The sequence below is a fragment of the Streptomyces sp. NBC_01454 genome, assembly GCF_036227565.1.
Classification (GTDB): Bacteria; Actinomycetota; Actinomycetes; order Streptomycetales; family Streptomycetaceae; genus Streptomyces.
The window spans coordinates 8215254-8240408 of sequence record NZ_CP109460.1 but is presented as its reverse complement, the minus strand read 5'-3'; the positions used below and the strand labels follow the sequence as shown (position 1 = coordinate 8240408).

Below are 25155 nucleotides of genomic sequence, written 5' to 3'. Positions count from 1 at the left end.
GAGCAGGGCCGATTCATGGCACTTCGGGATGTGTCCTGAAGGTGAGTGTTGGCTGGTTAATCGTCCAGGCCGCTTCGCCTGTTTCTCTGCATTCCGTACGTTCCCTTCCCGACACTCTGGAGGCTGTGGTGGGTAGCTCCGTCACACAGACACGCAATCCCGCCAGGCAGCAGCCCGTGTGGGCGGACCCCTTCCAGGCTGAGCGGGTACGGACGATCCTGGCCGACCGGCCCTCTCTGGTGAGGGCGGAGGACGTCCGCAGGCTCGGTGACCAGTTGGCGGGGGTGGCTCGAGGAGAGGCCCACGTCCTCCAGGCCGGTGACTGCGCGGAGAACCCCGACGAATGCACGGCGGAACATGTCTCACGCAAGTCCGCCCTGCTTCACCTGCTCGGCGATACCCTGCAGGCCGAAACCGGTAAACCGGTTGTCCGCGTGGGTCGCATCGCCGGCCAGTTCGCCAAGCCCCGCTCCCACCAGGTCGAATCGGTCGATGGTGTGGACCTGCCCGTCTATCGCGGTCACATGGTCAACACCCCCACGCGCGACCTCGCCGGCCGCCGCCACGATCCCCTGCGGATGCTCATCGCCTATCGGGCGGCCAACGACGTCATGGAGCACCTCGGCTGGCGCGGCACCGCCGGCGACACGCACCGGCCCAGGACCGGCACCTCGATCTGGACCAGCCACGAAGCGCTTGTCCTGGACTACGAATTGCCCATGGTCCGTGACCTGGGCGACGGACAACGTCTCCTCGGCTCCACCCACTGGCCCTGGGTCGGCAAGCGCACCCATCAGCTCGACGGTGCCCATATCGATCTGATCTCCGACGTGATCAACCCCGTTGCGGTGAAGGTCGGTCCCGCGACCACCCGGGCCGAGATCACGGCTTTGTGTGCTCGCCTCGACCCACAGCGTCGACCTGGCCGCCTCACGCTCATCGCCCGTATGGGCGCCGATGCGGCAGGCTCATGCCTCGCCCCCCTCGTCCAGGCCGTTCGCCGTGCCGGTCACCCGGTGATCTGGCTGTGCGACCCCATGCACGGCAACACCGTCACCACCCCCGACGGTCACAAGACCCGCCTGCTGCCCACCATGGCGGATGAAGTCCAGTCCTTCTGCCGGGCCGTCACCCTCTCCGGTGGCATCGCCGGCGGACTCCACCTGGAGGTCACCCCCGACAACGTCAGCGAATGCGCCCCCGACTTGCGCGTCCTCGACGGCCCCGCCATCCGGCGTACCACACTGTGCGATCCCCGCCTCAACCCTGAACAGGCCGTCTCACTCGTCTCCCTGTGGCGCCAAGGCTCATGAACGCGTGCGGCGGGCAGGCTGTCACCCGCCGAGCCCCAGACGCCGGGTTCGCCGGGACCCCGTGCAACTCGACTTCACCGCTGACGGGCCCAACCGACTCCTGTGGGCATGGGGCGGGGTGCTCTGAGTGATGCCGAGTGGGAACGGCTTCGGCCGTTCCTGCCGGTCAGCAACGGGCGTTGTGGCAGGTGGCGGGCTCACCGGCAGGTGATCGATGGGATTCTGCGCAGGGTGCGGACCGGGGTGCAGTGGCGTGATCTGCCCGAACGGTTCGGGCCGTGGAAGACCGTCTATGAACGCCCTCGCCTGTGGTCGGCCGACGGCACCCGGGAACGTCTGCTCCAACAGGTCCAGGCCGCGGCCGACGCCGCAGGCGAGACCGACTGGGACATCTCGGTGGACTCCACCAACCATTGTCCGCGCGCATCAGCATGCGGCCGGCGCCCGCACCGATCCGCCTCCGGCCGTGGGATCAAAGGGGGCCGCAGGGGTGGAACACCAGGACGAGATGCCGCGGCAGAGCCTCGTCGCCCGCTTGGTGGAAATAGTGCTGGAAGTGAGGGCCTGGGCCGCTCGCGGGGCGGGTTCACCAGCAAGCTCCACCTGAGCGCGGACGGGCACTGCCGCCCGCTGTCCCTGGTCGTCACTCCAGGTCAGCGGGCGGACTGCACCCAGTTCAAGTGGGTGCTGGAGAAGATCCGGGTGCCCAGACCTGGCCTGGGACGGCCACGCAAGAAGCCGGACGCGACTACGTCTCCTCGGCACCGCCACCGCGGCGTCCGTCGCCATCTGGCTCCGAACATGACCTCCTACGCAATCCGGCAGTAGACGCTCTGGTTCTGGCGCCGGGTGCTGCTGATGAGAACCGTCAGATCACTCACGATCGCGTCGGCGATCTCCGTGACGTGTTCGGCTGATCCCCGCAGGACCGGTGTCACAGGCGCACGGGCATGGCTCAGGCCGAGACAGGCGTACGGGACAGGGCGGTGCGCAGCGCGAAGACGCCGAGCAAGCCGCCTGACGCGAACCGCTGAGCGGTCATCACGCGGGGCCGGGCGGCCAGAAACCCCGACACCCGTGCTGCGCCCAGCATGATCAGAGCGTTCACGGAGATCCCCACGATGATCTGCACACCACCGAGCTGGAGCAGTTGCGCCCAGTCCGGGCCCGCCTGCGGATCCATGAACTGGGGCAGAAGAGCGGCGTAGAGGAGAGCGATCTTGGGGTTGAGCAGGTTGGTCAGGAGCCCCATCAAGAACAGGCGGGCGTCAGAGACCGGAGGCAGGTCCTGGGCCGGGGCGAAGGGCGAGCGGCCACCGGGCTTGAGCATGGCCCAGGCCAGGTAGGCCAGGTAGGCGGCCCCGGCGAGCTTGACCACCGTGAACGCCAGCGGCACGGCGGCGAACAACGCGGACAGGCCCGCGGCCGCGGCCAGCAGGTAGCACAGGAATCCCACCGCGGTCCCGCTCAGGCTGACCAGGCCCGCCCTGCGGCCTTGGGTGATCGCGCGAGAGGCGAGGTGGATCATGTTCGGTCCCGGCGTCAGGGCCATGCCCAGTTCGACCAGGGCCACTCCCCCCACTACGGCCAGGCTGATCACCGGTCAACTCCTGATCGTTTGCCGGGTGCCAGGTACCCGGAGTGGGGCGGCGCCCGGCTGCGACGGGCGGCTGCGACGCATCGGCGGTGCCTGCATCGCCTGCCTCAGGATACGGCCCTGCCGTTCGGTGTCTCCGTGCACCCTGACTCCAGCCGGCCGACGGCATCAACGACTGCAGCCGGATCGCCCACGATCGCGTCGGCGATCTCCGCGTGATCGGCCGGACAGCCCCTAGCGGTGTGCACGGAACCGGACCCGCCCGCCTTGGGCGGGAACGATGGTCACCGAGACGAGCCGGTTCCAGAGGGCCGGCCGGCTCGGGGACAGCCGCCGCGAGGATCTCCCTCAGGACGGTCTCGGTTTCCAACTGGGCCAGCGACACCCCGATACAGCGCCGCAGGCCGCCGCCGAACGGCGTCAGCGAGTAGGGCACCGGGTCCGTGCCGAGGTGGCGCTCGGGCCGGAACGCGTCCGGCTCGGGCCACAGCTCGGGGTCGAGGTGAGTGAGCGAGAACAGTGCCGCGACGAACGCGTGCCGCGGCACCGGCCGGCCGCCGAGTTCGGTGTCGTGCGCTGCGGTGCGCATGGCGTTGTAGACCGCGGGGCGCAGTCGGCCGGACTCCTTGACGGTCGCCTTGAGCACGCGGTCCGAGCCCTCGTCGAGGTCGGCGATCAGGGCATCGCGGGCGGCGGGATGGTGGGCGAGCAGATGGAGCGTCCAGGCGATCGTGGTCGCCGTGGTCTCGTAACCGGCCAGCACGAGGCCGGCAAGCTCGTCCAAGAGCTGCGCGTCGTCCAGCCCGGCCCCGTGCTCGTCGCGTGCGTCGAGCAGCATGGAGAGCACGTCGTCGCGGTGGACGTGGTCGGGCGCGGCCCGGCGTGCGGCGATCTCCTCGCGGGCCAGGTTCCGTACGGTCTCGCGGAGCCGGTGGAAGCGGCCGCCCGGGGAGAGCGGTCCGAGATCGCGCTGCAGCGGCTTGGGCAGGAACAGGACGGCCAGGTTGCCCATGGCGACGAACGAACTCAGCGCGTGCCGGAAGGTCGCGATGCGGGCAGGGTCCGTCAGGCCGAAGACCACCCTCAGAATGACGTCGAGCGTCAGCCGCTGCGCCCAGGGCCGCAGGGGCACGCCCTCGCCGGACAGGAGAGCGGGAAGCTCGGTGTGCACAAGCTCCCGCACCCGCTCCGTCCAATGGATGATGCGGGCCCCGTGGAACGGGGGCAGCAGGAGTTTGCGGTGGCCCAGATGCACGGGCGGTGGCGTGCAGATCAGCGAACCGCCGCCGACGGCGGGCGCCAGCAGGGCAGCGGCGTCACCGCCGGTGAACCGGGCGTGGTCGGTCAGCACGGCCCGGTTGGACGCGGCATCGGCCGCGCACACCAGGGCACCGCGGTAGGGGAAGGTGCGGAGCGAGAAGACCGGGCCGAACCGCCGGCGCAGGGAGCGCGCGTAGCCCTGGGGTTCCAGGAGCATCCGTGCCGTCTGCACGGCCCGCGGCGCACGGGCGGCCGGTGGGAAGAGCCGCGGCTCCCACGACGGCTCCCGGGTGAAGGCATCGTTCATGGCCGGTGGTACTCCTCGGAACGGTGGACGGGAACGGCGAGCCCGTACGACCGGCTCAGCCGAGCGGAGCCGGCTGCCACGGCCCCTCCGGGTCGTCGTAGGCGGCTTCGTAGCCGTCCGTGGCGAGGGGAGCCTGGAGGATTGCGTCCGGAATGGCGAAGGCTGCTACGAGGGCGAGTGCCTCGGGGGCCAGTGCGGCACTGACGCGGTCGACGGCGGGGGCCAGGTCCCGGACCGCTTCGGCGGTCAGATGCCCGTCCGCCAGCAGCAACCCCGCGTGGGGCGCGAGGCGTTGCAGTGCGAACAACTGGAAGAGCTGCTCGAGCGGGCGCCGCGTGGCGACATCGCTGACGCGATCGGTGGCGGCCAGGAATGCCTGGGCGGCCCGCCGGGCGGCGTACGCGTCGACGAGGTCCAACGCCGGGTTCACCGCATGATTCCAGCGTTCCATCGGGCCGGCGCTGGGGCAGCTGAGCCGGCTGCGGGCGTACTGGTGGCAGTACAGCTCATGGCGCACCAGCAGGTCGAGCAGGAGAGCACAGTCGGTCAGCGGCCCTGTGCGCGGGGCAGGCGTCGGGGGTGGGCTGTAGCCGCGCCCGATCAACATGTCGGCGCCGGCCTTCGTCCAGATGACCAGGTTGTCGCCTTCGGCGGTGATGGTGCTCTCGATCGGCGTGAGCAGGTCGACGATGCGGTTGGCCGACAGCAGCCCCTGGGCACCGCAGCGTTCCCGGCTCTCGACCACGATGTCCCTGGCCTGCCACGTGATCCAGCCCTTCGCCGCCGCGACGAGAACCTCCGCCTCGGCTGTCTCGGTGTGGTCCGGATCCGTACAGCGGCGGGTGGTCTCGCGCAGCAGGAACGTCGCCGCGTAGGCGCGGGCCGTGACCCCGAGCAGTCTGGTCTGGTGGCAGCGGTAGTCGAAGACCGGTACGCCGGTCCTGCTTGCCGGGGCGAAGGTGTGCCGGCGATGGGCATATCGCACGGAGATGGTGAGGCAGGCGCGGGCTCCGGCCAACGCCGCCGCGCTCAGGCAGAGCTTGCCTGTGGTGACGCGCTGGATGGACCGCAGGAACCGGCGGCGACGGCTGCCGAGCGTGCTGTGGAAGGCGCCGTCGGTGGTCAGGTCCGCGTGGTCGCCGGCCAGCAGCGCCGTACGCGGCAGTCCCACCTGGTCGAACGAGGTGATGGCGTGGTCGACGGCCGACCCGGGAATCTCCGAGAGGGGGCGCACCCGGATACCGGGCAGCGGCCCCTGTCCGTCGCGCAGCGGAACGAGGAACAGGAACACTCCGCAGTCCTGGTCGCGGACGATCAGCCGGGCCGCGACCAGACCGCTCTTGGGCCCGCCGGCGGGGCCGGTGTTGGGCATGAACTTCTGGGCGCCGAGCGAGGGGGTGTGCAGGACGAAGGTGTCGGTTTCCGTCCGGTAGGTCGCCGTGGTCTCCAATGCGGCGGCGTTGTTTCCGTAGCCGAGTTCGGTGATCAGGGCCGTGCCGTATTGCCGCAGCCGGGTGAACGGCAGGAGGTCAATCGTGCGTCGGGGGTCGAGGCGGAGGAGGCTGCCCAGGAACAGGTTGTAGTGGATGGTCGCCAGGGTGGTCAGCGAGCCGTCGACCACGCCCAACCACTCGTGGAGTGATACCAGCTGGTCAGTCGCTGTCACCATGCCCGCGACAGACTCGATTTCTTCGTTGACGACCCGTAAACGCTCATAGGCGAGTTCGGAACGCTCTGCGGGTGACAATCCATCGCGGTAGCGGAAAACGTCCCGACGGAAGACTTCCGTCCAGGGTCTGTGTAGGTCGTCGAAACGCCCGTCATAGAGCACTTCGGTCAGTAGCGGTACCTGCAATCGGTCCGCCGGGGCGGCGGTGCTGTGGGCCGTAGCGCAAGAGGCCCTTCCCACCGCCGCGATCGCGTCCAATGTGGGCTTACCTCAGAGTGCGCCGAAGAGCAGATGGCTTGGGGTGCCAGCCGGTTCCTCATTGCGGTAGAACTGCGCGGCGGAGGTCATGAGTTGGTCCTTCGTCAGCTGCCCGTCCTGCTCCGTCAGGCCATCGAAGGTCGCCCCGGCCTCGGTCGCGGGGACACCGATGGCGGCGAGGACAGTGACGAAGTCCTCCTTGCCGACCAGGCCGTCGTCATCCCGGTCTGCGAGGTGGAAGCCGGCCTGGTAGAGCGGGCCGACCAGGGTGTCGAAATTGACGCTCACCTGGCGCAGGGCCTGACGGAATTCGTCCCTGTCGATCCGGCCATCGCCGTCGGCATCGGCGGTCTCCCGCAGAGCCCGCCAGTAGTTCATCATCGCGTCGGCATACTTCTCGCCCTTCGCCGTGCGCTCCTCACTGGAGGCGGTCAGCACTCGGGCGGCCATCAGCTCGAAGTCCTCTTCGGCGATCACACCGTCGCCATTGACATCCAGCAAGGAGAAAAGCTTTTCGTACTTTTGATCCAGCAGTGCGCCCACGTGGCCCTCCAGTGCCGACAGTTCCCCCGAAGCGGTTCGAGAGTACGGCGTGCGATCGGGTGAATCGACCCATCACGGGAGCCTCGTTCGCGTGAAAAACGCTCGTCACGATTGACGCTTTCCTCGGTTCCGACGCACTTGCACAGAGTCCTGCCCCGGAACCGACAGGCGCCTGTCAGCCTCCCCGAGAAATGCGTCCCCAGCAATCCGTTGTCAGCAACCCGTTGTCAGCAACCCGTTGTCAGCAACCCGTTCTCAGCAACCTGTTGTGAGTGCCGTAGTCATCAAGTCTGTCCAGTGGCCGGGTCTGCTGCGCGCGAAGGGGTCTCAGCGCAGCCGGCGCACACGCAGCACCAGGTCGTCGGTATGGTGCGCGCCGGCGCCACCGTCGGGTGTCACGCGCGGTCGCTGCTCGTCCACCTCTACCTCCCAGTCGTCGTCGAGCAGATCGGCGACCATCGAGGGCCAGACGTAGTCAGCCGGGTCGAAGCCGCTTTCTTCCGCCTGCCGTTTGTCCATCCCCGCGTGGTGGACGAACAGCAGAACGCCGCCGGGCGCGACGGCCGCGAGGAGCGCTCGTTCGGCCACGGCGTCCGGCGTGCGCAGCAAGGCCGGGTACTGCGCGGAGACCAGGTCGAAGGAGGCCGGCGGAAGTGCGGCCTCGGTGAGTGCGGCGTGGACCCAGCGCACGGCGACAGCAGTGTCCCGCGCGTGCCCGGCCGCCCGTTCCAGCGCCACGCCCGAGACGTCGAGCGCGGTCACCTCCCAGCCGCCGCGCGCGAGCCAGACGGCGTCCGCGCCCTCACCACAGCCGACGTCGAGCACCCGCCCGGGTGTGAGCCCGGCGGCCTCGGCCACGAGCGCACCATTGGGCTGGCCGCTCCACACCTGTTGTCGGTCGGCGTACAGGTGGTCCCACTCCGCCCGTACCGCGGGGTCTCCCACGTATCCGTCGAGAGGCAAGGGGGCGTCGGACGCGGGCGATCCCGCTGCGATGTTGTCGGTCACGGGCACACCGTCGCCCACCGCATCCCCGTCACGCCACTCCTGTTGCCGGTCCGGCAAAACGGCGTCCAAAGGGCGCCGCACTGGCCGCGGACAACAGTTCCTTCACCGTCTTGCGCATCGTCTTCCGCGGTTGGACGATCCCACGGCGCTCCAGAGCCGCCAGCACCGTCAGGTCCTCGAGGACATCGTGTTCAAGTTCCGCACCGGCCTGCCCTGGAGAGACCTGCCCGCACGGTCCGGCCCCTGGCAGACCGTCCACGGACGCTTCGCCCGCTGGGCCGCCGACCTCACCTTCGACCGCCTCCTTGCCGCCGCGGGCGGCAGTCCCGGACGATCGTGGACTGGCTGGTCACCGGCGACTCCACGATCGTGCGGGCCCACCAGCACACCGCCGCCAAAGAGGGCTCGAAAGACAGGGTCTCGGACGCACCGACCAACTCGCGGGAAGCGCACGCCGCCATGAACGTCCCTGCAGGTTCGACAAAGCCGCTATCGGCGCCGCACCGTCGTCGAAGCTGCTTCCACCGCCTCACACAATGGCGCGGCACAGCCACCCGTTACGAACAACACCCCGACCGCTACTTCGCCGCGATCACCCTCGCCAGCACCTCATCTCGCTCGACCAGTGATCGACAAGACGCTCCCTACGGCCTGTCCGGCGGATCTTGTGACTACTAGGCTGCGACGATGGAACGCTTAACCGATGTACCCGAGCGCCTCGCCCGGTCTGCAGATCTGGCCCGGGTGAATGACTACGACAGTTTCGCCGAGGCGTACTCGGCGGAGAACGAGTGCAACCTCGTGAATGCGTACTACGCGCGGCCCGCGATGCTGAACCTCGCCGGAGACGTGGCCGGCCACCGGATCCTGGACGCCGGCTGCGGCTCCGGCCCCCTGTCCGCAGCACTGCGCGACCGCGGCGCCGTCGTCACCGGCATCGACACCAGCGCCGGGATGCTGGAACTGGCCAGGCGACGCCTCGGTGACGACGCGGACGTGCACCAGGTCGACCTTCGCGACCGCTTGCCGTTCGACGATGGCGCGTTCGACGACGTGGTCTCTTCGCTGGTCCTGCACTACCTGGAGGACTGGGGGCCGACGCTGGCCGAGTTACGGCGCGTGCTCAGGCCCGGCGGCCGGCTGATCGCGTCGGTGGACCACCCGTTCGTGGCCTACACGATCCAGGAACCTCGGCCCGACTACTTCGCGACCACCAGCTATACCTTCGACTGGACGTTCAACGGGCGGACCGTCCCAATGAAGTTCTGGCGCAAGCCGTTGCACGCGATGACCGATGCCTTCACCAGCGCCGGCTTCTGCCTTTCCACCATCAGCGAGCCGCAGCCCGACCCGGCCGCCGGTGAACTCTTCCCCGACGGCTTCCACGACCTTTCGGCCAAACCCTGCTTCCTGTTCTTCGTCGCCGAGGTGCCGCCTTCGGCCACCGGCTCGGATGACTAGCGAGTCGCGGATCACGAGCGGAGCCAGAGTCGGATCGAGGCGACGATGACGGTGCCGTGGAAGACGTAGGCGCTTTTATCGAAAGTTCTTCAGGGCATTGATGGTCCGCTCCACTTCGTTCCTGCGCTTGTAGAGCGTCTTGTCGAAGCCAGTGGGTCGGCCGCCCTTGCTGCTGCGGGCTTGCCGGCTGGCCCGCTGGTTCTTCGGCTCGGGGAGGGTGTGCTTGATCTGACGTCTGCGCAGGTAGCAGCGATTGTGACGGGAGCTGCATGCCTTGTCGCCGCCGAGGCGGTCCGGTCGCATCCGGGAACGCCCGCTGCCAGGCGCTTAACCTGGATGCGTTCCAGCACCGGGATGAGCTGGGGGCTGTCGCCCCACTGACCGGGAGTGATCAGCAGGGCCAGTGGCCGGCAGCCGCCCTCCCCAGCGAGGTGGATCTTGCAGGTGAGGCCGCCGCGGGAACGGCCGAGTCCCTCATCGGGCCGGTGCTGACGAGGAATCGACCGCCTCTTCGGGATCCGTGGCGCCTCGCGCGGTGCCTGCCCCGGACGCATGCTGGTGAACCGGGCACGAGGTGGAATCCACGCTCACCATGCTCCCGTCGATCCGTCCTTCGGCGTCAGCATCGGCCAGGACGGCCTGGAGAATCCGATCCCAGGTCCCGTCCGCGGACCAGCGGCAATGGCGCTCATATCTAGGGCGTGTATCAAAAGTGGATCTTGAGTGATGAATGATCTCTATTCATGGGGCGGGGAGACCTCACAGACGCACAATGGGGGGTGGTGCTGGAGCCGTTGTTGCCGAAGGGCACCAGGGTTGGGCGGCCGCATGTCTGGCCTCGGCGGCAGTTGATCGACGGCATACGGTTCCGGGTCCGGACGGGTATTCCGTGGCGCGACATACCGGCCAAGTACGGGCCGTGGGGTCGGGTCTACGACCTGTTCCGCCGATGGCAGCGAGACGGCACCTGGCACCGAGTCCGCACCCGGCCCCAGTCCCTGGCCGACGCGAAGGGGGCGATCGTGTGGGACCTGAGCGTCGACTCCACGGTGTGCCGCGCCCACCAGCATGCGGCCGGGGCCCGGAGGCAGGGTGATCTGCAGAAGGAAGCGCCGGGTGGCGTCTTCACCGAGCCCGGCGATCACGCGCTAGGACGGTCGCGCGGCGGCTTCACCACCAAGCTTCACCTGGCCGTCGAACAGGGTCAAAAGCCCATGTCGATCGTGGTCACGGCCGGGCAACGCGGCGACTCGCCCCCGTTCGAACCCGTGCTGGAGAAGGTCCGTGTTCCCCGCACCGGGCCAGGCCGGCCACGCGTCCGCCCCAACCGCGTACGGGCCGACAAGGCTTACGCCTCCCGCAAGAACCGTGCCTACCTGCGTCGTCGCGGGATCCGTTGCACCATCCCAAATAGGGCCGACCAGACACGGAACCGCAAGGAGCGTGGCTCCTACGGAGGCCGACCACCGAAGTTCGACTCCTCCGACTACCGCGAGCGGAACGCGGTCGAGTGCGGCATCAACCGCCTCAAAAGGCACCGTGCGTGGCCACGCGGTACGACAAGCTCGCGGTCCGCTACGAGGCGACCATCCTCGTAGCGGCCATCAACGAGTGGCTGCAATGAAGCTCAATCGCATCCCGCTACCGTTCTTCCGCAGTCGAATTACGAAAAGTGATCATTTGGCCAGGCTCGATCCGAGCCCACGGCAGATCCCGCATCCAGCCCGCCCACGCCTCGCGCCCGTACACCGAGATCAAGAACGCCTCCATCCCCGGCTCCTCCGCCGGAATCACTTCCTGCGCCGTGCCGTGCACTGTGATCTGGAGCCGCTCGCCATCGATGACCGAAGCCGAAACAGCGGGACGGGCACGCAAGTGCCGAAAGCGCAGGGAATCAGCGCCCGAGCCGAAGTGAAGACGGCCCCGGTAGAACAGCCCGTCAACAGGCCCAACCCGCGGCTCTCCTCTGGCAGTCGTGGTGGCAAGGGCCATCACACGCATTGAGCCCATCTCGGCGACCACACCTGCGGCGTCGAGCCGCCGTTCAGCGGTGACGATCGAGCGAAGGTGCGCGCCAGCCGAAGCATAAGAATGATCGATCAGGTGCTGAAGCCGTTCCAAGTCCTCAGGAGTCTCGTCCATCTCATTGAGCCTGTCAGATGGCTGCACTCCGAGCGAATGACTATCGAGGGTACTTCCGACACGCGCCCTAAGGCCTGTCCGGTAGTCCGCTACAGGCGCGGGGCGCGCGCCTCGATCCGGTGGTCGAAAGCGGCACCGCCGACGCCGACCGTGGTCACCCCGCCGTCGACGGTGAGGACGGCCCCGTTGACGTAGGACGCGGCGGGCGACAGCAGCCAGTCGATCGCCTCGGCGACCTCCTCCGGATCACCCGGCCGCCCGGCGGGAGTCAGCCGGTTCGCCTCCTCGTACGCCGCCTCGGCACCGCCCGCCAGCCCCGCCTCCGCCGCGAACCGCGCCATCCGCTGGTCGGCCATCTCCGTACGCACCCAGCCCGGGCACACCGCGTTGGCCCGCAGCCCCTGCGGCCCGTAGTCGACGGCGAGGGAGCGGCAGAGGTGGAGCAAACCCGCCTTGGACGTCGCGTAGGCGGCGTTGCCGACGCTGTTGCGGAGCGCGGCGACCGAGGCGACCGCGACCACCGCGCCGCGGGCCGCCAGCAGATGCGGCAGCGCGGCACGCAGCAGCAGGAACGGGCCGGTGAGGTTGGTCCGTATCACCTCTTCCCAGTCCTCGACCGCGGTGTCGCCGACCGCGCCGCCCCGCCCGATTCCGGCGTTGAGCACCACACCGTCGAGTCTCCCGTAGGCCGTCACCGTCGTCTCGACGAGCTCCTGCACGGCCTCGGGGTCGGCGGCGTCGGAAGGGTGGGCCAGCGCTCCGGTCTCCTCGGCCACCCGGCGCAGTGGCTCGGGCCGCCGCCCGGAGATCACGACCTGGTGCCCGGCGGTGCGCAGCAGCCGGGCGGTAGCGGCCCCGATTCCCGTTCCCCCGCCCGTCACCAGGACAACGCGCTGTTCCGACATGGTCGTTCGCCTCCGAAGTTGGTCGACTTCCGGTTCCCCGCACCTCGAGCATACGAAGCGCCGGCACCGCCGGGCCGACCAGGTGCCGCTGCCGTCGGCACCACGGCTGGGTGCTGGGCGAGGAACGACCGCGGCAATGGCAGCGACGAGCCAACGACGGTTAGTACTCCAGCTGTAGATCGTGATCAGGCTCATGAGAGGCCTGTGCGCGGTGCTGCTCTACGCTGCCCTTCATGATCGCCAAGCTGCAGTGTGTGGTTTTGGACTGTGCCGATGTCGTTGAGCTGTCCCGGTTCTACCAGTCGCTCCTCGGCGGCGTAGTGAACCAGCCGGATCCGCGGTGGTCGCTAGCCGACGACTGGGCAACGCTCCACGCCGACAGTGGGTTCGTGCTGGCCTTCCAACGCGTGGAAGACCATCAGCCGCCACGGTGGCCGGACCCCGCTCACCCCCAGCAGTTCCACCTCGACCTGGGGGTCAAGGACCTGGACCAAGCCCAGGAAGACGTCCTCAATCTGGGCGCCACACTGCTCGATGAGGGTGGCGGAAAGCGGAGTTGGCGCATCTTGGCTGATCCCGCAGGACACCCGTTCTGTCTCGTCCGGGACTGACAGGAGACACCGAAGGGCGCGGCCACCGTTGATCATCGTGAGTTGTGTGGACAAACAATGAGACGGTGGCCGCAGGTCACAGCATAGATCCCGCGCGCTGGCGGGAGGCGTTCGAGGGCCTGATGGAGCGGCTGGCGGGCCGGTTCGCCCGGGTTGAACCCCGGCGCCGGGCTGGGAGGTTGGTCCTCGGGTTGCTGGCAGACCTGCCGCGCAAGAACTGCTGGACGATCGCCGAGTGGGCCGGGGAGGCCACCCCGTACGGGATGCAGCACCTGCTGTGCCGGGCCGCTGGGACGCCGATACCGTCCGTGACGATGTCCGCGACTACGTGGTCGAGCACCTCCGCGACGATCAGGCGGTGTTGGTGGTCGATGAGACCGGCGACGTGAAGCAGGGCACCCACACGATCGGGGCCCAGCGCCAATACACCGGCACCGCCGGCAGAATCGAAAACTCCCAGGTCGCTGTCTACCTCGTCTATGCGGGGATGCGCGGGCACGCCGCTGTGGACCGGGAGCTTTATATCCCGCGCTCGTGGACGGCTGACCTGGATCGCTGCCGACGGGCGGGGCTGGGCGGGCAAACCGCCTTCGCCACCAAACCGGAGCTGGCCGCCATGATGATCGAACGGTTCCTCGACGCCGGGCACCGTGCCGACTGGGTGGCCGGCGACGAGGTCTACGGCGGCAATCCCCGTCTGCGCTCCGCCCTGCAACAGCGCGGTATGGGCTATGTCCTCGCGGTGGCCTGCTCAGCCGAAGTACCCACCCACGCAGCCAAGTTCCGTGCCGACGCCCTGGCCGCGAGACTGCCGAAGCGGGCCTGGCAGAAGCTGTCCGCCGGAGCGGGCGCCAAGGGCCACCGCCTCTACGACTGGGCCGTCATCGATCTCACCGCCCCGGCCCCGGGCAGCTGTCAGCTGCTCATCCGGCGCAACCGCACCACCGGCGAACTCGCCTACTACCGCTGCTTCTCGTCCCAGCCGGTGCCGTTGACCACGCTGGTCAAGGTCGCCGGGAGCCGGTGGCGGGTGGAGGAGACCTTCCAGTCCGAAAAGGGACTGGCCGGACTCGATGAACACCAGGTCCGCCGTTACCCCTCCTGGGCCCGCTGGGTCACCCTCGCGATGCTCGCCCACGCTTTCCTCGCCGTCGTCCGCGCCGACGAACACACCCGCCACCCCGCTCCGGACGACCTGATCCCACTGTCCTGCAACGAGATCCAGCGCCTGTTCATCACACTCATCGTCCAGCCCGTCCACGACACGGCCCACCAACTAGCCTGGTCTGACTGGCGGCGCCGCCACCAGGCACGATCACGTACCAGCCACTACCGGCGGCAAGCCGCAATCCAGACATGAAGATCACGATCTACAGCTGGAGTATTAGTCGGGGGAACGGTGAGGATTCCGCCATGCACCGAAGCCGTTCAACGCCCCGGCAGGACATATGTCATCCCCAGGATGCGATGCATGGTCCGGCAAGGCCGGCTGCCGACCCTCGTAGGCTCCACATCATGTTCACATCCCGCAAAGTCGGACGAGACGGATCCTGAGAAGTCATCGTCCTCAATAAGTCCCGGGGCATGCTCGATGGCTCGCACATGTATCACTTCGTCGAGGTCCGCCTTGCCGACCGACGGCGAATCCGTGATGGTCCGGATCAGCCGCCGGCTCTGGAAGTCGATCGTGCTCAATGAGCCTCTGGGTGGCCGGCCATGGCTTACCCGCACCGGCACCCTGCCGGGTCGGATACCGGCCGAGCGGAGAGGTGAGCTGGAAATCGGCGACAAAGAGCCGCGTGACCGCCAACGCGCTTGATTTATGCTGTAGTTGAGGCTTGATTTGGCAGCGATGCGCGGTGCGCACGGGACCGTCGCGGCGGACAGGCCATCTGGGCTGTGGAGGGCAGTGACAGCCTTCACGACGAGGGCGAAACTAGCGAGGGGGCCGCGGTAGCGGGTGGCGAATATCTTCCAGTCCTTCAGGTGGGCGATGGCTTGCATTCGACTACGGCCCGGAGCGTGTTGACGGAGCTCCCGCAGCCGGATTTCCGCCGCTGAATGGGACTTCTTCGTCCCGGTCGGCGACGACGTCATCGACCGGGACGTGGAATTCTCGACAACATCGGTACCGGCCTCGCCGCGAACCACACTCCAGGAGCAGGGAACGCTGCCGCATCACCTCCCCCACGCTGGGCGGATCCGATGCATGGCCAGATACTGCACTACGTGACAGATTGGCCGGTTTTAAAGCCATGAGGTTGTCGGGGAGTTACCACGGAGACATGATCACTGCTCGTATCCACCTGATCACTCATCCAGGAGCCGAGACGTGATACGCCGAACCGCTTTACGCGCCCTCACTACCGTCGCCGTGACCGTGGCCCTCGCCCTGCCGCTCACCCAGGGAGCCCAGGCGGCCGCCCCGGACACGGCCACCCAGGTGACCGCCGCCACCGCCGCGCCCGCCACCGCCGCCAAGATCAACGCGGCCGACGACAACCCCTTCCGCTGGATGCAACTGGACGGCCTGCGGGCCGACTTCCAGTTCATGTGTCCCGCAGGCCACTGTGCGGGCTTCTGGTCACTGGTCCTGACGGACACCGTCGCGCAGCAGAAGTTCGAGGGCCGCAAGTTCTTCGTCTACGCCCCGGCCACGGGTGAGTTCAGCTTCTTCCTCGACACGGACATCGCCGTGCGCACGGTCGACCACCCCGGCCAGGTCCGCCTGGTCGACACCGACTTCATGCGCTCCCACCCGCGCGTCGAGGTCCGCTACGGCGACCCCGGCCACCCGGACCGGGCCCGCGTCGTCGCCTCGGCGGCGACCCTGATGTAGCGAGCCACTGGCCACGCCCGACGCGGGCGGCCGGCCCCGCTAGCGGGCGACCTGGTCGCGCCCAGCCGGCCTGGCGGCTTCCACGGTGATGACCGGCGACGACCGGACCGCCACCGCCGTCTCTCGCATGTACTACATCTTCTTCCGCCTCGCGGCAGCGGCCTTCCTGCCGCCGGCGCAGCGACGCAGGGCAACGCGACCAAGGCCCTGCGCGGCAGCTGGCCGCAAAGCCCTCCATTGCATCGTTCTCTCGCAGGCCCTCGTGCCGTGAGATTTCACCATAAGGGAGTTATTGATTTTCATGTATGAACGCCGGAGATTCCTCGCGTTGGCCACTGTGGGTGCGGTCATATGCGCCGCTGGGCTCACGCCGTCGGTCAGCCAGGCTGCCAGCATCGGCGGCGGGGAAAAGGAGGGGTCCTACGCCGAAACGCACGGCCTGACGGCGGATGACGTCAAGAACATCAACGCACTGAACGAAAGAGCTCTGACTCTGGGTCAACCCGGCAAGTCTCCGACGGAATTACCGCCGAGCGCCGGCGCTTTCTTCAGGGCCGCCGACGACAGGGAGACCCCTCCCGCCGAGCCGCTCAACAGGATACCTGACGCGTACCAGGCCTACGGAGGTAGGGCCACTACGGTCGTCAACAACTACATACGTAAGTGGCAGCAGGTCTACAGTCACCGCGACGGCAAGCAACAGCAAATGACCGAAGCGCAGCGAGCAGAGCTGTCCTACGGTTGCGTTGGCGTCACCTGGGTCAATTCGGGCCCCTACCCGACGAACAACTTGGCGTTCACGTTCTTCGACGAGAACAAGTACAAGAACGACCTGAAAAACACCAGACCCCGACCCAATGAAACGCAGGCGGAGTTTGAGGGGCGCATCGCCAAGGACAGTTTCGACGAGGGGAAGGGTTTCAAGCGGGCCCGCGATGTAGCGTCCATCATGAACAACGCCCTGGAGAATGCCCACGATGAGGGGACTTACATCGACAACCTCAAGACAGAGCTCACGAACAAGAATGATGCCCTGCTCCACGAGGACAGCCGCTCGAATTTTTACTCGGCGCTGAGGAATACACCGTCCTTCAAGGAAAGGGATGGAGGCAACTACGACCCATCCAAGATGAAGGCGGTGATCTACTCGAAGCACTTCTGGAGTGGGCAGGACCAGCGGGGCTCCTCAGACAAGAGGAAGTACGGCGACCCGGATGCCTTCCGCCCCGACCAGGGTACAGGCCTGGTCGACATGTCGAAGGACAGAAACATTCCGCGCAGTCCCGCCAATCCTGGCGAAGGTTGGGTCAATTTCGACTACGGTTGGTTTGGGGCTCAAACAGAGGTGGATGCCGAGAAGACCATATGGACCCACGCCAACCACTATCACGCGCCCAATAGCGACCTGGGCCCCATGCACGTATACGAGAGCAAGTTCCGGAACTGGTCTGCCGGGTACGCAGACTTCGACCGCGGAACCTACGTAGTCACGTTCATACCCAAGAGCTGGAACACCGCACCCGCCAAGGTGGAGCAAGGCTGGCCGTAACAGAATCGGGTAGCTGAACAGGGCCGCCCGGCCCTGTTCAGTCCTCCCGGCCCGCCACACATCGGCGGCCATCCCGGATGTACTACGGCCTCTGCTGACTTGTGCCCGGTCAGCCCAAGTCTCTCGACGCGGGCCATCGGCGCGTAGACAACCCCAGCACAACCGACACCCGTACCCACGGCGAACATGCCCAGGGTCAGGACGAACAGGCTCATGCTGCAGCGATATGCATACCTTCGTCCGAGCTGTTGTCGGATTCCTCCATGGGCGTCGGGGGCGGCTGCGACGTCAGGATCAGCAGCCCGGCCACGTACCGACAGACGAGATCAGATGTCCCTTTATTCAGCACTTTTGTCGGACCGTGGCAGACTCGCTGCAATGGACATTTCGGCAGCACGCCTGCGGGCACTGCGCGCGGCGCTCTTCACGGCGCTGTGCGTGACGCTGTCCGCCACGGGTCATGTGCTGCTGTCCCGGATGCCGTTGCCGCCGCCCCTGGTCGCCGCGCTCTCGGTCGGTGTGTTCGCGGTGGCGTACGTGCTTGCCGGCCGGGAGCGCGGCTTCTGGTGCATCGCCGCGTTGCTCGTCCCGCTGGAGCTGGCCGCTGACGCGGCCTTCGATGCGGGCCAGCGGGCTTGTTACGGGTCGGCCGGCGGGCCGGTCACCGGACCGCTGCGGTCCCTGGGCATGGATGTGCTGTGCCACACCGGCAACCTGGGCACTCCCCTGGAGCCCGTGTCCGGGGAGGGCCCGTCGCCCGCCGGGACCTGGCTGCTGCTCCTCGTGCACGTCGTCGTGGGGCTGCTCGCGGCGCTGTGGCTGCGGCGGGGCGAGGCGGCGGTGGCCCAGTTGCTGGGCGCCGTGGGGGCGTTCGCGTTTCGGCCGTTGCTGAAGGCGGTGGCCGTCGTCCGGGCGCTGCGCCTGCCGCATCGCCCGGCGGCCCGGCCCGCGCGGACCGAGCCGGTCGCCCTGGCCGCTCCCCTGCTCGTGCACTGTGTCGTGCGGCGTGGACCGCCCTGTTCCGTCGCTGCGTAGGCCCCGGCCCGCGGCTTTCGGACAGGCAGCATCCACACTTGCCCTGAGAGCAGGACAGTCATGAGCACTCGCAACAGCCGGCCCAACAAGCAGACAGCCCGTGAGCGGCTGCGCGCCGAGCGCGAGCAGCAGACGAAGACGGAGAAGGTGCCCTACAGTGCCGAAGGCATGACAGCACTTGCATCCTTCACTTTCGTACGCCACATCGACGGGCTCCGCTACACCTTCGCACGCGACGGCGAACGCAACGGCCGCCCCGCCTACCGCCGAACGGACGGGAACGTGTGGTGTGTCCGGTCGCCGACCGACGGCTGGCACTGCGAGATCGCTGACGGCCTCGTCACTGCCCATCCCCTCAACAGCCACGCTGACGAACCCGAACCTCCGACCACCGTCTGGCGCAGCTTCAAGAACGACCGTTCCTACCTCTACGACCTACAGCCGCTCGCCCCCGAAGCATGATCCGCCGGACAGTGCCTACCTGCTCAAGGTCGCCGACACGGTGCCCGCCCTGAAGGGCAACGCCACGTTCCGGGACGCCGTGAAGGCCGGTACGTATCACCGCTGGGCGCTGGAGATGTCGGAGAGCTTCAACACCTGCAAAGTGGTCACGCCTACGGTCAAGCTGGACGACACGGTGCTGGGCACCGACACCCCAAACGGCAAGGCCGCCCCGGCCTCCCCGGGCGCCTTCAACGCCGAGGTCGACAAGGCCATGAAGTCAAAGTCCTGACCGAAGCGGCGCACACCGCCCCTACGAAAAGACCCCCTCGGACGAGTATCTCGCAGCACGCTCTACGGGGCGGTGAAAGACCGAGCCCCTGCTGGCTGGCGCGAAGGGGGGCGCCTTCGACCATCTGACCTGACATCCGCATTTCGTGACGTAAGACGGCAGTGGACGAACGGCGGCGGCCGACCCCAGCGTGAGTGGGGTCGGCCGTCTTCGCAGACGGACCCTCGCAAGAATGCTGGTGAAACCTGCTCCCCTCCCCACCCCTCCTGCCCTCCTGGTCCGGACGCGAACAGACCGGCCCAGGTGCTGCCGGCGGTCCGGACCGGCAGCACGAGTGAGCGCTGATTACCGATGAGGCCCTTGCGTTCGGCAGGATGAGCACCATGACCGAGATCCGCACCCCCCGCCTCCTCCTCCGCCGCTGGCATGACGACGACCTCGCGCCTATGGCGGACATCAACGCCGACCCGCGGGTCATGCACTGGATCGACGACGGCTCGGTGCACGACCTGGACCACACGGCGGAGGCCATCGAGAGGTGGGAGGAAGAGTGGGACGAAGAGGGATTCGGCCTCTTCGCCGTCGAGCTGCTGGCCTCGGGTGAACTGGCCGGCTTCACGGGTCTGTCCGTGCCCGAGTTCCTGCCGGAGGTGCTGCCCGCCGTGGCGATCAGCTGGCGGCTCGGCTCACAGTTCTGGGGCCAGGGATACGCGTCCGAAGCCGCCCAAGCCACCCTGGAGTTCGCGCTCCAGGACCGTGGCCTCGACCAGGTCATCAGCATCAACCGGGTGGGTGACGACGCCTCCGAGAACGTCATCCGCAAGCTCGGCATGGTGCCGGAACGCGAGACGGCACACCCGGTGTACGGCTATCCGCTGCGCGTTCACACCATCGATCTCACCGAGTTCCAGGCCTGAACCGAGGCCGAGCCATCGGAATACCAGGAGACCGCCGACCGCTATCATACTTCCCCGTCCGCGTTGACCGCCACGAGGGTTTTGTCGAGTGGCGCGACGTTGTCGAGCTCGAGGTGCCCCGTGATGGCGACGAACATCTGGTCTCCGTCGGGGTGTGGTTCGTGCTGCTGGCCAGGGCTACCGCTCGTTACGGGCCGGCCGACGGCCGGCTTGGCCCCGTATGCGAAGCCAGGTCGACGAAACCCACCCTCCGCTGTGCCCCCTCAAGGATGACTGCCTCGCCTGAACCGCTCACGCCCGCCGGCTTCCCGATGGTCCGGCGGCGATCGAGGTCAGGCAGGCCGGCACTCCAACACCGTTGCTGTACGGGAGCGTCGTGGCTTCAGCCGATCTCACTGCGAGGTCCACGTGCCGGCGGCTCTGCCGCCTCGCAGAACAGCGGTGCCTGGCGAGCATGGACTGCTGCCTGCCGACCCTGGCCGAGGAGTTCTCGGAGCACTGGAATCTGCAACGGGACGGCCCTTCCGCGCATGGGGCTGTGGCACTCGTACTGATACCGGAGCGACGTCGCTTCTCGTGAACATCTGCGGGCCCGCGGCCTTTCCACCGCCGGGCGAACCGGATCGACAGACACTGCCGCGTGCAGTAAAGAGCAAGCCAGGCGTGGCTTGATCTCGCCCCTGGCGCATCGACGGTATGGGCGTCATGATCAAGTTTGCGCCAGGAATCGTGGGCGCCCGTCAACCGCTCGCACACCAGAGGATGATCCACAGTGTCGGCACGCGAACTGCAAGAGCAGCTGAACACCCTTCGGGAACAGCTGGAGCAGAACCCGCCTCTTTCTCTGGAGGAGCGCAACCACCTCAAGGATCTGATCCAGCAGATCGACGCAGAGATCGAACTCGAAACGGCGACGAGGGACACCAACCTTGCGCACGGCGTGCACCTGACCGTCGAACGGTTCGAGATCGACCATCCCGGTCTCGCCGCAACCTTGCGGAACATCGCGCTGGCCCTCGCGAACATGGGCATCTGAGCCGGAAGCCAGACGCTCAGAGCCGGGTCCCGACCATGCGGGTGGCGGGGCCCGGTCCTGCTTGTATGGACACTCAGACTTCGCGGCCACATCGCGGCGCGCGCTGACGACCGCGGCGCCGCCGCCCAGGACCGGTCAGGTTCCCGGCGGTGACCACGAGGGCGTGTCGAGCATCGTCACTCCAGTTCGTCCAGTTCGTCCAGCATGAAGGATCCGTACTCGGGCTTCCCTGCCCGTTCGTAGACGCAGTACTGCACGCCCACGCCGGTGGCGCGGGATTCCGTGAGCGTCCAGGCGGAAGGCGTGGCGCCCTCGGCGAAGAGCCGCTTGCCGGTGCCGAGGATCACAGGGTTGACGAGCAGCCGGTACTCGTCGACGAGGTCGTGCTGCTGCAGGGTGCGGATGAGGTCGCTGCTGCCCTGCGTCATGATCACGCCGTCGAGCCGCTCCTTGAGCTGTGCGACGGCCTCTGCGGCCTCGCCCTTCAGCAGATGGGAGTTGTGCCACTCCAGGCTGTTGCGGGTGCGCGAGGCGACGTATTTGGGCATGGCGTTGAGCTTCACGGCGATCGGGTCGTTCTCGTCGGTGATGCGGGGCCAGTGCGCGGCGAAGATGTCGTAGGTCTTCCGGCCGAGCAGGAGATGATCAGCGGTCCGCTCGAAGACACCCCGCATGAGACGCATGAAGTCGTCGTCGACGTATGGGACCTGCCAGCCACCGTGCTCGAAGCCCTCGTCGACATCCTCGCCCCGGCCGCCGGGGGCCTGCATGACGCCGTCCAGGGTGACGAACGCGGTGACGATCAGTTTGCTCATGGTGCTGCCTTTCGGGTGCGGAGTGTGCCTGTACGTGGAATGACTCCTGGACCGGCGAGAACTCATCGGCCGGCCGCGCGACCGGCCGGGTCCTGTGCTCTTTCCGTGATCGGCGGACCGCCACACGCTACCTTGGGTCGGGAGGGGCGCCGGCTCCTTCGAACCGCTCACGGGCTGCCCCGGCCCGGTCCGAGGAGCGGGCAGAGACCTCGCCGCCGCTCGACCGCGCGGGCCCGGCGGCCGGTCCGCGCGAGCGTCCACCCACCGGGCACCGGCCACGCTCGGTGTCCGCGCAGCAGACAAACAGGGGGCACAGACGCGGCACACACCGGCGACAACCCAGGACCGCCGCGACGCCCCCGGACCGGAGCAACACGCAGACCGCAGCGGCCGGAGAATTCCACCCCCACTTCGCATCAGTTAGCGCCACCACCGGACCGACGACGCGATCGTGGGAGCGGACGGATGAAGCCTGCACCGGCGACCTGGTGGTGCTGGAGGCCGAAGCGGCAGGAGAAGCCCCCCGCCATGCGGTCCCTCACCCACAGCTGACCGATCTTGAAACGGCCCGTGGTGAATTCACTTGGTGGTGGTGTCGGGGAAGGACCTGTCGCCGAAGAGGACTCGGCTTGCCGCCGCCTGGCCGAACGGTGTGCGCAGCAGGGCGAACGCCGCTGCTGCCACGGTCGGCGTCCGTACCTGGGCCAACCCCCGGCGCAGCATGAGTCGTCCGCGGAAGTGGGTGCGGAGTGCGGCTCCGTCGTAGTGGGTCATGGAGTCTGGCTTACCGGTGCGCAGCGCGTCGCTGAGGACCTCGGCTGCCAGTTCCGACTGCCGTAGGCACGGGTCCAGGCCCCCGGCGGTGAGTGGGGAGACCGCGCCTGCCGCGTCCCCCACGAGAAGACCCTCGGCACAGCTGATCCGGCGCAGCAGGCCACCGACGGGGATGGGGCCTGCGCGCCGCTCCACCGTTTTGGGACGTTCGATGCCGGCCAGTCCGGGCGCTGAGGCGCTGAACCGCTCAACCGCCCGCCGAAGACCGTCCGGATAGCGGTCGGCATAGCCCGCGACGCCGACATGGGCGTGCTGCCCGTCGTTGACCACCCAGGCCAGGTAGCCGGGGGCGAGTGAGGGGTCGAGCACACAGTGGAATGTCGGTGGCTCGTCGCTTCCGGATACTTCGAAGACCTCTTCGGCGCCGACGATCAGGTGGTGGTTGCGGTCGAGAGCGAGGTCGCGGGCAACTCTTGAGCGGGCTCCGTCGGCGCCGACGACGAACCGGGCCCGGACCACGGTCGGCCCGTCGCGACCGGCCAGGTGGAAGGCATTGCCCTGTCGGCCGGCGTAGCGCGTGCCCAGTGCTATGCGTACGCCTGCGTCAGCCGCGGCGGCGGCCGACGCTTCGTAGAGGGGTGCCATGTCGCCCACGCGGTACTCATCGCGGGGGCTGGTGAGGTTGACCGGGCGGCGCAGGTTGGGGGGATAGAGGACCACGTGTCGGATCGGTGGCCCGAGGCAGTCGGAGGGCAGGGGGAAGTCATCGAGTGTCTTCCGTACGAAGATTCCTGTGGTGCGGATCGCGCGGGAGAGACTGGTTCGGCGTTCGACGAGGAGCACGTCATGGCCTTGCCGGGCGAGGAGGGTGGCGGTGTTCAGGCCGGCCAGTCCCGCCCCGACCACCATCACGTCAGTGCTGTCCGTGCCCCCGAGGCCGTGGGAGAGGTTTGCTGTCGTCATGCTTCGCTCTGTTCCTTGGGGGTCCGTCATCGGTGCTCGGCAGGCGCCGACAGTGCGCGGCGTTTCGACGCTGCGAGTGCAGAACTCGGGCCGTCGCTTCGTTCGGGGGCCGGTCAGCGACGGGCAGCGGCGGGCAGGACGGCGGGGTTCCGGGCCACCGCAGTGAAGGGTGGGGAGGACGCCGGCGGCCTCGTACCCGGTGATCACGTGCAGAAGCCGGCTACCGGAACCGTGGTCACCATGGCGAAGGTCCAGCTGGGACGGATGCTCCGGATTCGTGCGCGGCGCTGCCCCCGTCCCCGGGGGTCTCCGGCTCCCAGCGCAGCAGGTCTCCGGGCTGGCACTCGAGCACCTCGCACAGCGCGGCGAGTGTCGTGAAACGCACCGCCTTGGCACGACCATTCTTGAGCACCGCCAGGTTGGCGGGTGTGATCCCCACCCGGTTCGCCAGTTCGCCCACGGACATCTTCCGCTTGGCCAGCATCACGTCGATGTCGACGGAGATCGGCATCAGATCACCTGGGCCAGCTCGGCCCCCAGCCGCGACGCCTCCACCTCGCGTGCCACGGCCTGTGCGAGCAACATCCGCAGTACGAGCACGATGAGCGCGACCCCGAAGACCGCCAGGGAAACCGCGCCCAGCAGGGCCACAACGCCCGGGGCCACGGTCTTGTCCGGCGCCAGGACCACCCCGAGCGCGAACACCAGGAGCGCGGCCGCCACGAACGCGCCGATCACCAGGTGGACATAGCGAAATGCGGCGTGGGAGAACACCGTTCCGCGTCGCACCATCGTCACCAGCCGCCACACGCAGACCAGGGTGACCTGGACCGTCACGAGAACCAGGAGCGTGATCACGAGGGCCGGAGTGCGCCACTCCGCCGCCAGGACGCTCTCCTCCACGGCGCCCGCCAGAATCGCCACCATCACCACTTGCGTGAACACCGATCCGGCGAGCAGCACCACCATCACGGCACGCAGCGCAAGCACTGTCAGCTTTCCCAACGTCACTCCTCTGATCGAAACGCGATGGAAATCTATCGAATATCGATGGGTCTGGCAAGATGGGCCTGAATCATCGCCACGGCGCGGCCGGCGGGAAACCGCCCACCGAGTTCGAACGGATCAGCCAGGAAGCGCGAGCTCGAACCGATCAGGAAGGCTGGCCGGGCCGGGCCGCATAACCAACGGCTCCACAAAACCAGGGGATTGACATTTGCCCCCTCTCCCCTCCCTTCAGGTGCGATGGTGGTGCGGATGGGAAGAGGAGGGGTCCGGTGAGCTTGGCTGCGGCGGGCGTCGGCGGCGGCCTCGTTCCGGCGCGGCCGGCGACGTCGCGCGCGATCTCGAGGGGGGTGGTGTTGGCGCCGGCATCAACCGCGATGCGCAGGCAGCCACAAACCAAGGCCGGACAGCGCGA

At 68.0% G+C, this 25155-nt stretch carries 24 protein-coding genes and 4 pseudogenes; 16 read left to right on the top strand and 12 right to left on the bottom strand.

The features are described 5' to 3' along the window. Positions 1–128: 128 nt before the first annotated feature. Together OIU81_RS36230 and OIU81_RS42480 are read left to right on the top strand one after the other, a co-directional pair. Complete coding sequence (locus OIU81_RS36230) at positions 129–1313, top strand: 3-deoxy-7-phosphoheptulonate synthase (protein WP_329154654.1); 1185 nt, start codon at positions 129–131, stop codon at positions 1311–1313. Between the two features lie 108 nt (positions 1314–1421). Further along, on the top strand, positions 1422–2141 hold the full coding sequence (locus tag OIU81_RS42480; protein ID WP_443074101.1) for an IS5 family transposase: 720 nt from the start codon (positions 1422–1424) through the stop codon (positions 2139–2141). 127 nt (positions 2142–2268) lie between these two features. On the opposite strand, the gene OIU81_RS36225 is transcribed toward OIU81_RS42480, so the two are convergent. The 5 genes and pseudogenes from OIU81_RS36225 to OIU81_RS36205 all read right to left on the bottom strand — a co-directional run bounded on the left by OIU81_RS36225 (position 2269) and on the right by OIU81_RS36205 (position 7955). Beyond that, the gene (locus tag OIU81_RS36225; RefSeq protein ID WP_329154653.1) at positions 2269–2913 is read right to left on the bottom strand and encodes a LysE family translocator; all 645 of its coding nucleotides are present in this window, start codon (positions 2911–2913) and stop codon (positions 2269–2271) included. Positions 2914–3307: 394 nt separating this feature from the next. Then, positions 3308–4387, bottom strand: a pseudogene (locus OIU81_RS36220) (cytochrome P450); the annotation flags it as partial. Positions 4388–4532: 145 nt separating this feature from the next. After that, entirely contained in the window at positions 4533–6146 is a 1614-nt protein-coding gene (locus tag OIU81_RS36215) for an acyl-CoA dehydrogenase family protein (protein WP_329154651.1), read from the bottom strand. Between the two features lie 270 nt (positions 6147–6416). Further along, positions 6417–6905 carry an EF-hand domain-containing protein gene (locus tag OIU81_RS36210; RefSeq protein WP_329154649.1) on the bottom strand — a complete coding sequence of 163 codons (489 nt, stop codon included), beginning with the start codon at positions 6903–6905 and terminating at the stop codon, positions 6417–6419. Positions 6906–7274: 369 nt separating this feature from the next. Continuing rightward, positions 7275–7955, bottom strand: a complete 681-nt coding sequence (locus OIU81_RS36205) for a class I SAM-dependent methyltransferase (protein ID WP_329154647.1) — start codon at positions 7953–7955, stop codon at positions 7275–7277. Between the two features lie 163 nt (positions 7956–8118). On the opposite strand from OIU81_RS36205, the pseudogene OIU81_RS42475 reads away from it, so the two are divergent. The 3 genes and pseudogenes from OIU81_RS42475 to OIU81_RS36195 form a co-directional block, all read left to right on the top strand. Next, positions 8119–8254, top strand: a pseudogene (locus OIU81_RS42475) (transposase); the annotation flags it as partial. Positions 8255–8291: 37 nt separating this feature from the next. Continuing rightward, on the top strand, positions 8292–8633 hold the full coding sequence (locus OIU81_RS36200) for a hypothetical protein (protein WP_329154646.1): 342 nt from the start codon (positions 8292–8294) through the stop codon (positions 8631–8633). 9 nt (positions 8634–8642) lie between these two features. Further along, positions 8643–9416, top strand: coding sequence for a class I SAM-dependent methyltransferase (locus OIU81_RS36195; protein WP_329154644.1), 774 nt, complete (start codon positions 8643–8645; stop codon positions 9414–9416). Between the two features lie 11 nt (positions 9417–9427). Here the strand turns inward: OIU81_RS36195 and OIU81_RS36190 are convergent. Further along, positions 9428–10109, bottom strand: a pseudogene (locus OIU81_RS36190) (IS5 family transposase); the annotation flags it as partial. 50 nt (positions 10110–10159) lie between these two features. Here OIU81_RS36190 and OIU81_RS36185 point away from each other — a divergent pair. Then, a protein-coding gene (locus tag OIU81_RS36185) for an IS5 family transposase (RefSeq protein WP_443074100.1) occupies positions 10160–11040 on the top strand; the annotation gives its coding sequence in 2 pieces (ribosomal slippage) (positions 10160–10958 and positions 10958–11040; 882 coding nt in all). Between the two features lie 17 nt (positions 11041–11057). Here the strand turns inward: OIU81_RS36185 and OIU81_RS36180 are convergent. Beyond that, the gene (locus tag OIU81_RS36180) at positions 11058–11558 is read right to left on the bottom strand and encodes a pyridoxamine 5'-phosphate oxidase family protein (protein WP_329154641.1); all 501 of its coding nucleotides are present in this window, start codon (positions 11556–11558) and stop codon (positions 11058–11060) included. 89 nt (positions 11559–11647) lie between these two features. Beyond that, the gene (locus OIU81_RS36175; RefSeq protein ID WP_329154640.1) at positions 11648–12463 is read right to left on the bottom strand and encodes an SDR family NAD(P)-dependent oxidoreductase; all 816 of its coding nucleotides are present in this window, start codon (positions 12461–12463) and stop codon (positions 11648–11650) included. A gap of 233 nt (positions 12464–12696) precedes the next feature. Here OIU81_RS36175 and OIU81_RS36170 point away from each other — a divergent pair, with 233 nt between their 5' ends. The 10 genes and pseudogenes from OIU81_RS36170 (at position 12697) to OIU81_RS36130 (ending at position 21183) form a co-directional block, all read left to right on the top strand. Then, the gene (locus OIU81_RS36170) at positions 12697–13074 is read left to right on the top strand and encodes a VOC family protein (RefSeq protein ID WP_329154638.1); all 378 of its coding nucleotides are present in this window, start codon (positions 12697–12699) and stop codon (positions 13072–13074) included. A gap of 122 nt (positions 13075–13196) precedes the next feature. Continuing rightward, positions 13197–14434, top strand: a pseudogene (locus tag OIU81_RS36165) (IS701 family transposase). Positions 14435–14658: 224 nt separating this feature from the next. Continuing rightward, positions 14659–14772 carry a hypothetical protein gene (locus tag OIU81_RS42470; RefSeq protein WP_443074099.1) on the top strand — a complete coding sequence of 38 codons (114 nt, stop codon included), beginning with the start codon at positions 14659–14661 and terminating at the stop codon, positions 14770–14772. Positions 14773–15406: 634 nt separating this feature from the next. Continuing rightward, positions 15407–15913 (top strand): hypothetical protein, encoded by a 507-nt coding sequence (locus OIU81_RS36160; protein ID WP_329331646.1) that lies wholly within the window; start codon positions 15407–15409, stop codon positions 15911–15913. A 301-nt stretch (positions 15914–16214) separates the two neighbouring features. Then, complete coding sequence (locus OIU81_RS36155; protein ID WP_329154635.1) at positions 16215–17462, top strand: protein-glutamine gamma-glutamyltransferase; 1248 nt, start codon at positions 16215–16217, stop codon at positions 17460–17462. Between the two features lie 378 nt (positions 17463–17840). Further along, positions 17841–18497: a hypothetical protein gene (locus OIU81_RS36150; RefSeq protein WP_329154633.1), complete on the top strand. Its 657-nt coding sequence runs from the start codon at positions 17841–17843 to the stop codon at positions 18495–18497. A 60-nt stretch (positions 18498–18557) separates the two neighbouring features. Further along, complete coding sequence (locus OIU81_RS36145) at positions 18558–18959, top strand: hypothetical protein (RefSeq protein ID WP_329154631.1); 402 nt, start codon at positions 18558–18560, stop codon at positions 18957–18959. A 40-nt stretch (positions 18960–18999) separates the two neighbouring features. Beyond that, positions 19000–19230 carry a hypothetical protein gene (locus OIU81_RS36140; RefSeq protein WP_329154629.1) on the top strand — a complete coding sequence of 77 codons (231 nt, stop codon included), beginning with the start codon at positions 19000–19002 and terminating at the stop codon, positions 19228–19230. 383 nt (positions 19231–19613) lie between these two features. Then, positions 19614–20147: a GNAT family N-acetyltransferase gene (locus OIU81_RS36135; RefSeq protein ID WP_329154628.1), complete on the top strand. Its 534-nt coding sequence runs from the start codon at positions 19614–19616 to the stop codon at positions 20145–20147. 772 nt (positions 20148–20919) lie between these two features. Next, a complete protein-coding gene (locus tag OIU81_RS36130; RefSeq protein WP_329154627.1) occupies positions 20920–21183 on the top strand; it encodes a DUF4404 family protein in 264 nt (87 codons plus the stop codon). A 176-nt stretch (positions 21184–21359) separates the two neighbouring features. On the opposite strand, the gene OIU81_RS36125 is transcribed toward OIU81_RS36130, so the two are convergent. From OIU81_RS36125 to OIU81_RS36110, 4 genes are all read right to left on the bottom strand, one after another. Beyond that, positions 21360–21998, bottom strand: coding sequence for a dihydrofolate reductase family protein (locus OIU81_RS36125; protein WP_329154625.1), 639 nt, complete (start codon positions 21996–21998; stop codon positions 21360–21362). A 579-nt stretch (positions 21999–22577) separates the two neighbouring features. Beyond that, entirely contained in the window at positions 22578–23735 is a 1158-nt protein-coding gene (locus OIU81_RS36120; protein ID WP_329154623.1) for an NAD(P)/FAD-dependent oxidoreductase, read from the bottom strand. A gap of 235 nt (positions 23736–23970) precedes the next feature. Next, on the bottom strand, positions 23971–24246 hold the full coding sequence (locus OIU81_RS36115) for a helix-turn-helix domain-containing protein (RefSeq protein WP_329154621.1): 276 nt from the start codon (positions 24244–24246) through the stop codon (positions 23971–23973). Continuing rightward, positions 24246–24740, bottom strand: coding sequence for a DUF2975 domain-containing protein (locus tag OIU81_RS36110; protein ID WP_329154620.1), 495 nt, complete (start codon positions 24738–24740; stop codon positions 24246–24248). The genes OIU81_RS36115 and OIU81_RS36110 overlap by 1 nt, the downstream gene beginning before the upstream one ends. Positions 24741–25155 lie beyond the last annotated feature (415 nt).

Bases quoted from the DNA above. Each gene is read 5' to 3' on its own strand.
- OIU81_RS42470 (WP_443074099.1), top strand. From the start codon at position 14,659: ATGCTCGATGGCTCGCACATGTATCACTTCGTCGAGGTCCGCCTTGCC.
- OIU81_RS36145 (WP_329154631.1), top strand. From the start codon at position 18,558: ATGAGCACTCGCAACAGCCGGCCCAACAAGCAGACAGCCCGTGAGCGG.
- OIU81_RS42480 (WP_443074101.1), top strand. From the start codon at position 1,422: ATGGGGCGGGGTGCTCTGAGTGATGCCGAGTGGGAACGGCTTCGGCCG.
- OIU81_RS36125 (WP_329154625.1), bottom strand. From the start codon at position 21,998: ATGAGCAAACTGATCGTCACCGCGTTCGTCACCCTGGACGGCGTCATG.
- OIU81_RS36135 (WP_329154628.1), top strand. From the start codon at position 19,614: ATGACCGAGATCCGCACCCCCCGCCTCCTCCTCCGCCGCTGGCATGAC.
- OIU81_RS36215 (WP_329154651.1), bottom strand. From the start codon at position 6,146: ATGGTGACAGCGACTGACCAGCTGGTATCACTCCACGAGTGGTTGGGC.
- OIU81_RS36120 (WP_329154623.1), bottom strand. From the start codon at position 23,735: ATGACGACAGCAAACCTCTCCCACGGCCTCGGGGGCACGGACAGCACT.
- OIU81_RS36175 (WP_329154640.1), bottom strand. From the start codon at position 12,463: ATGTCGGAACAGCGCGTTGTCCTGGTGACGGGCGGGGGAACGGGAATC.
- OIU81_RS36180 (WP_329154641.1), bottom strand. From the start codon at position 11,558: ATGGACGAGACTCCTGAGGACTTGGAACGGCTTCAGCACCTGATCGAT.
- OIU81_RS36115 (WP_329154621.1), bottom strand. From the start codon at position 24,246: ATGCCGATCTCCGTCGACATCGACGTGATGCTGGCCAAGCGGAAGATG.
- OIU81_RS36155 (WP_329154635.1), top strand. From the start codon at position 16,215: ATGTATGAACGCCGGAGATTCCTCGCGTTGGCCACTGTGGGTGCGGTC.
- OIU81_RS36195 (WP_329154644.1), top strand. From the start codon at position 8,643: ATGGAACGCTTAACCGATGTACCCGAGCGCCTCGCCCGGTCTGCAGAT.
- OIU81_RS36170 (WP_329154638.1), top strand. From the start codon at position 12,697: ATGATCGCCAAGCTGCAGTGTGTGGTTTTGGACTGTGCCGATGTCGTT.
- OIU81_RS36150 (WP_329154633.1), top strand. From the start codon at position 17,841: ATGGACATTTCGGCAGCACGCCTGCGGGCACTGCGCGCGGCGCTCTTC.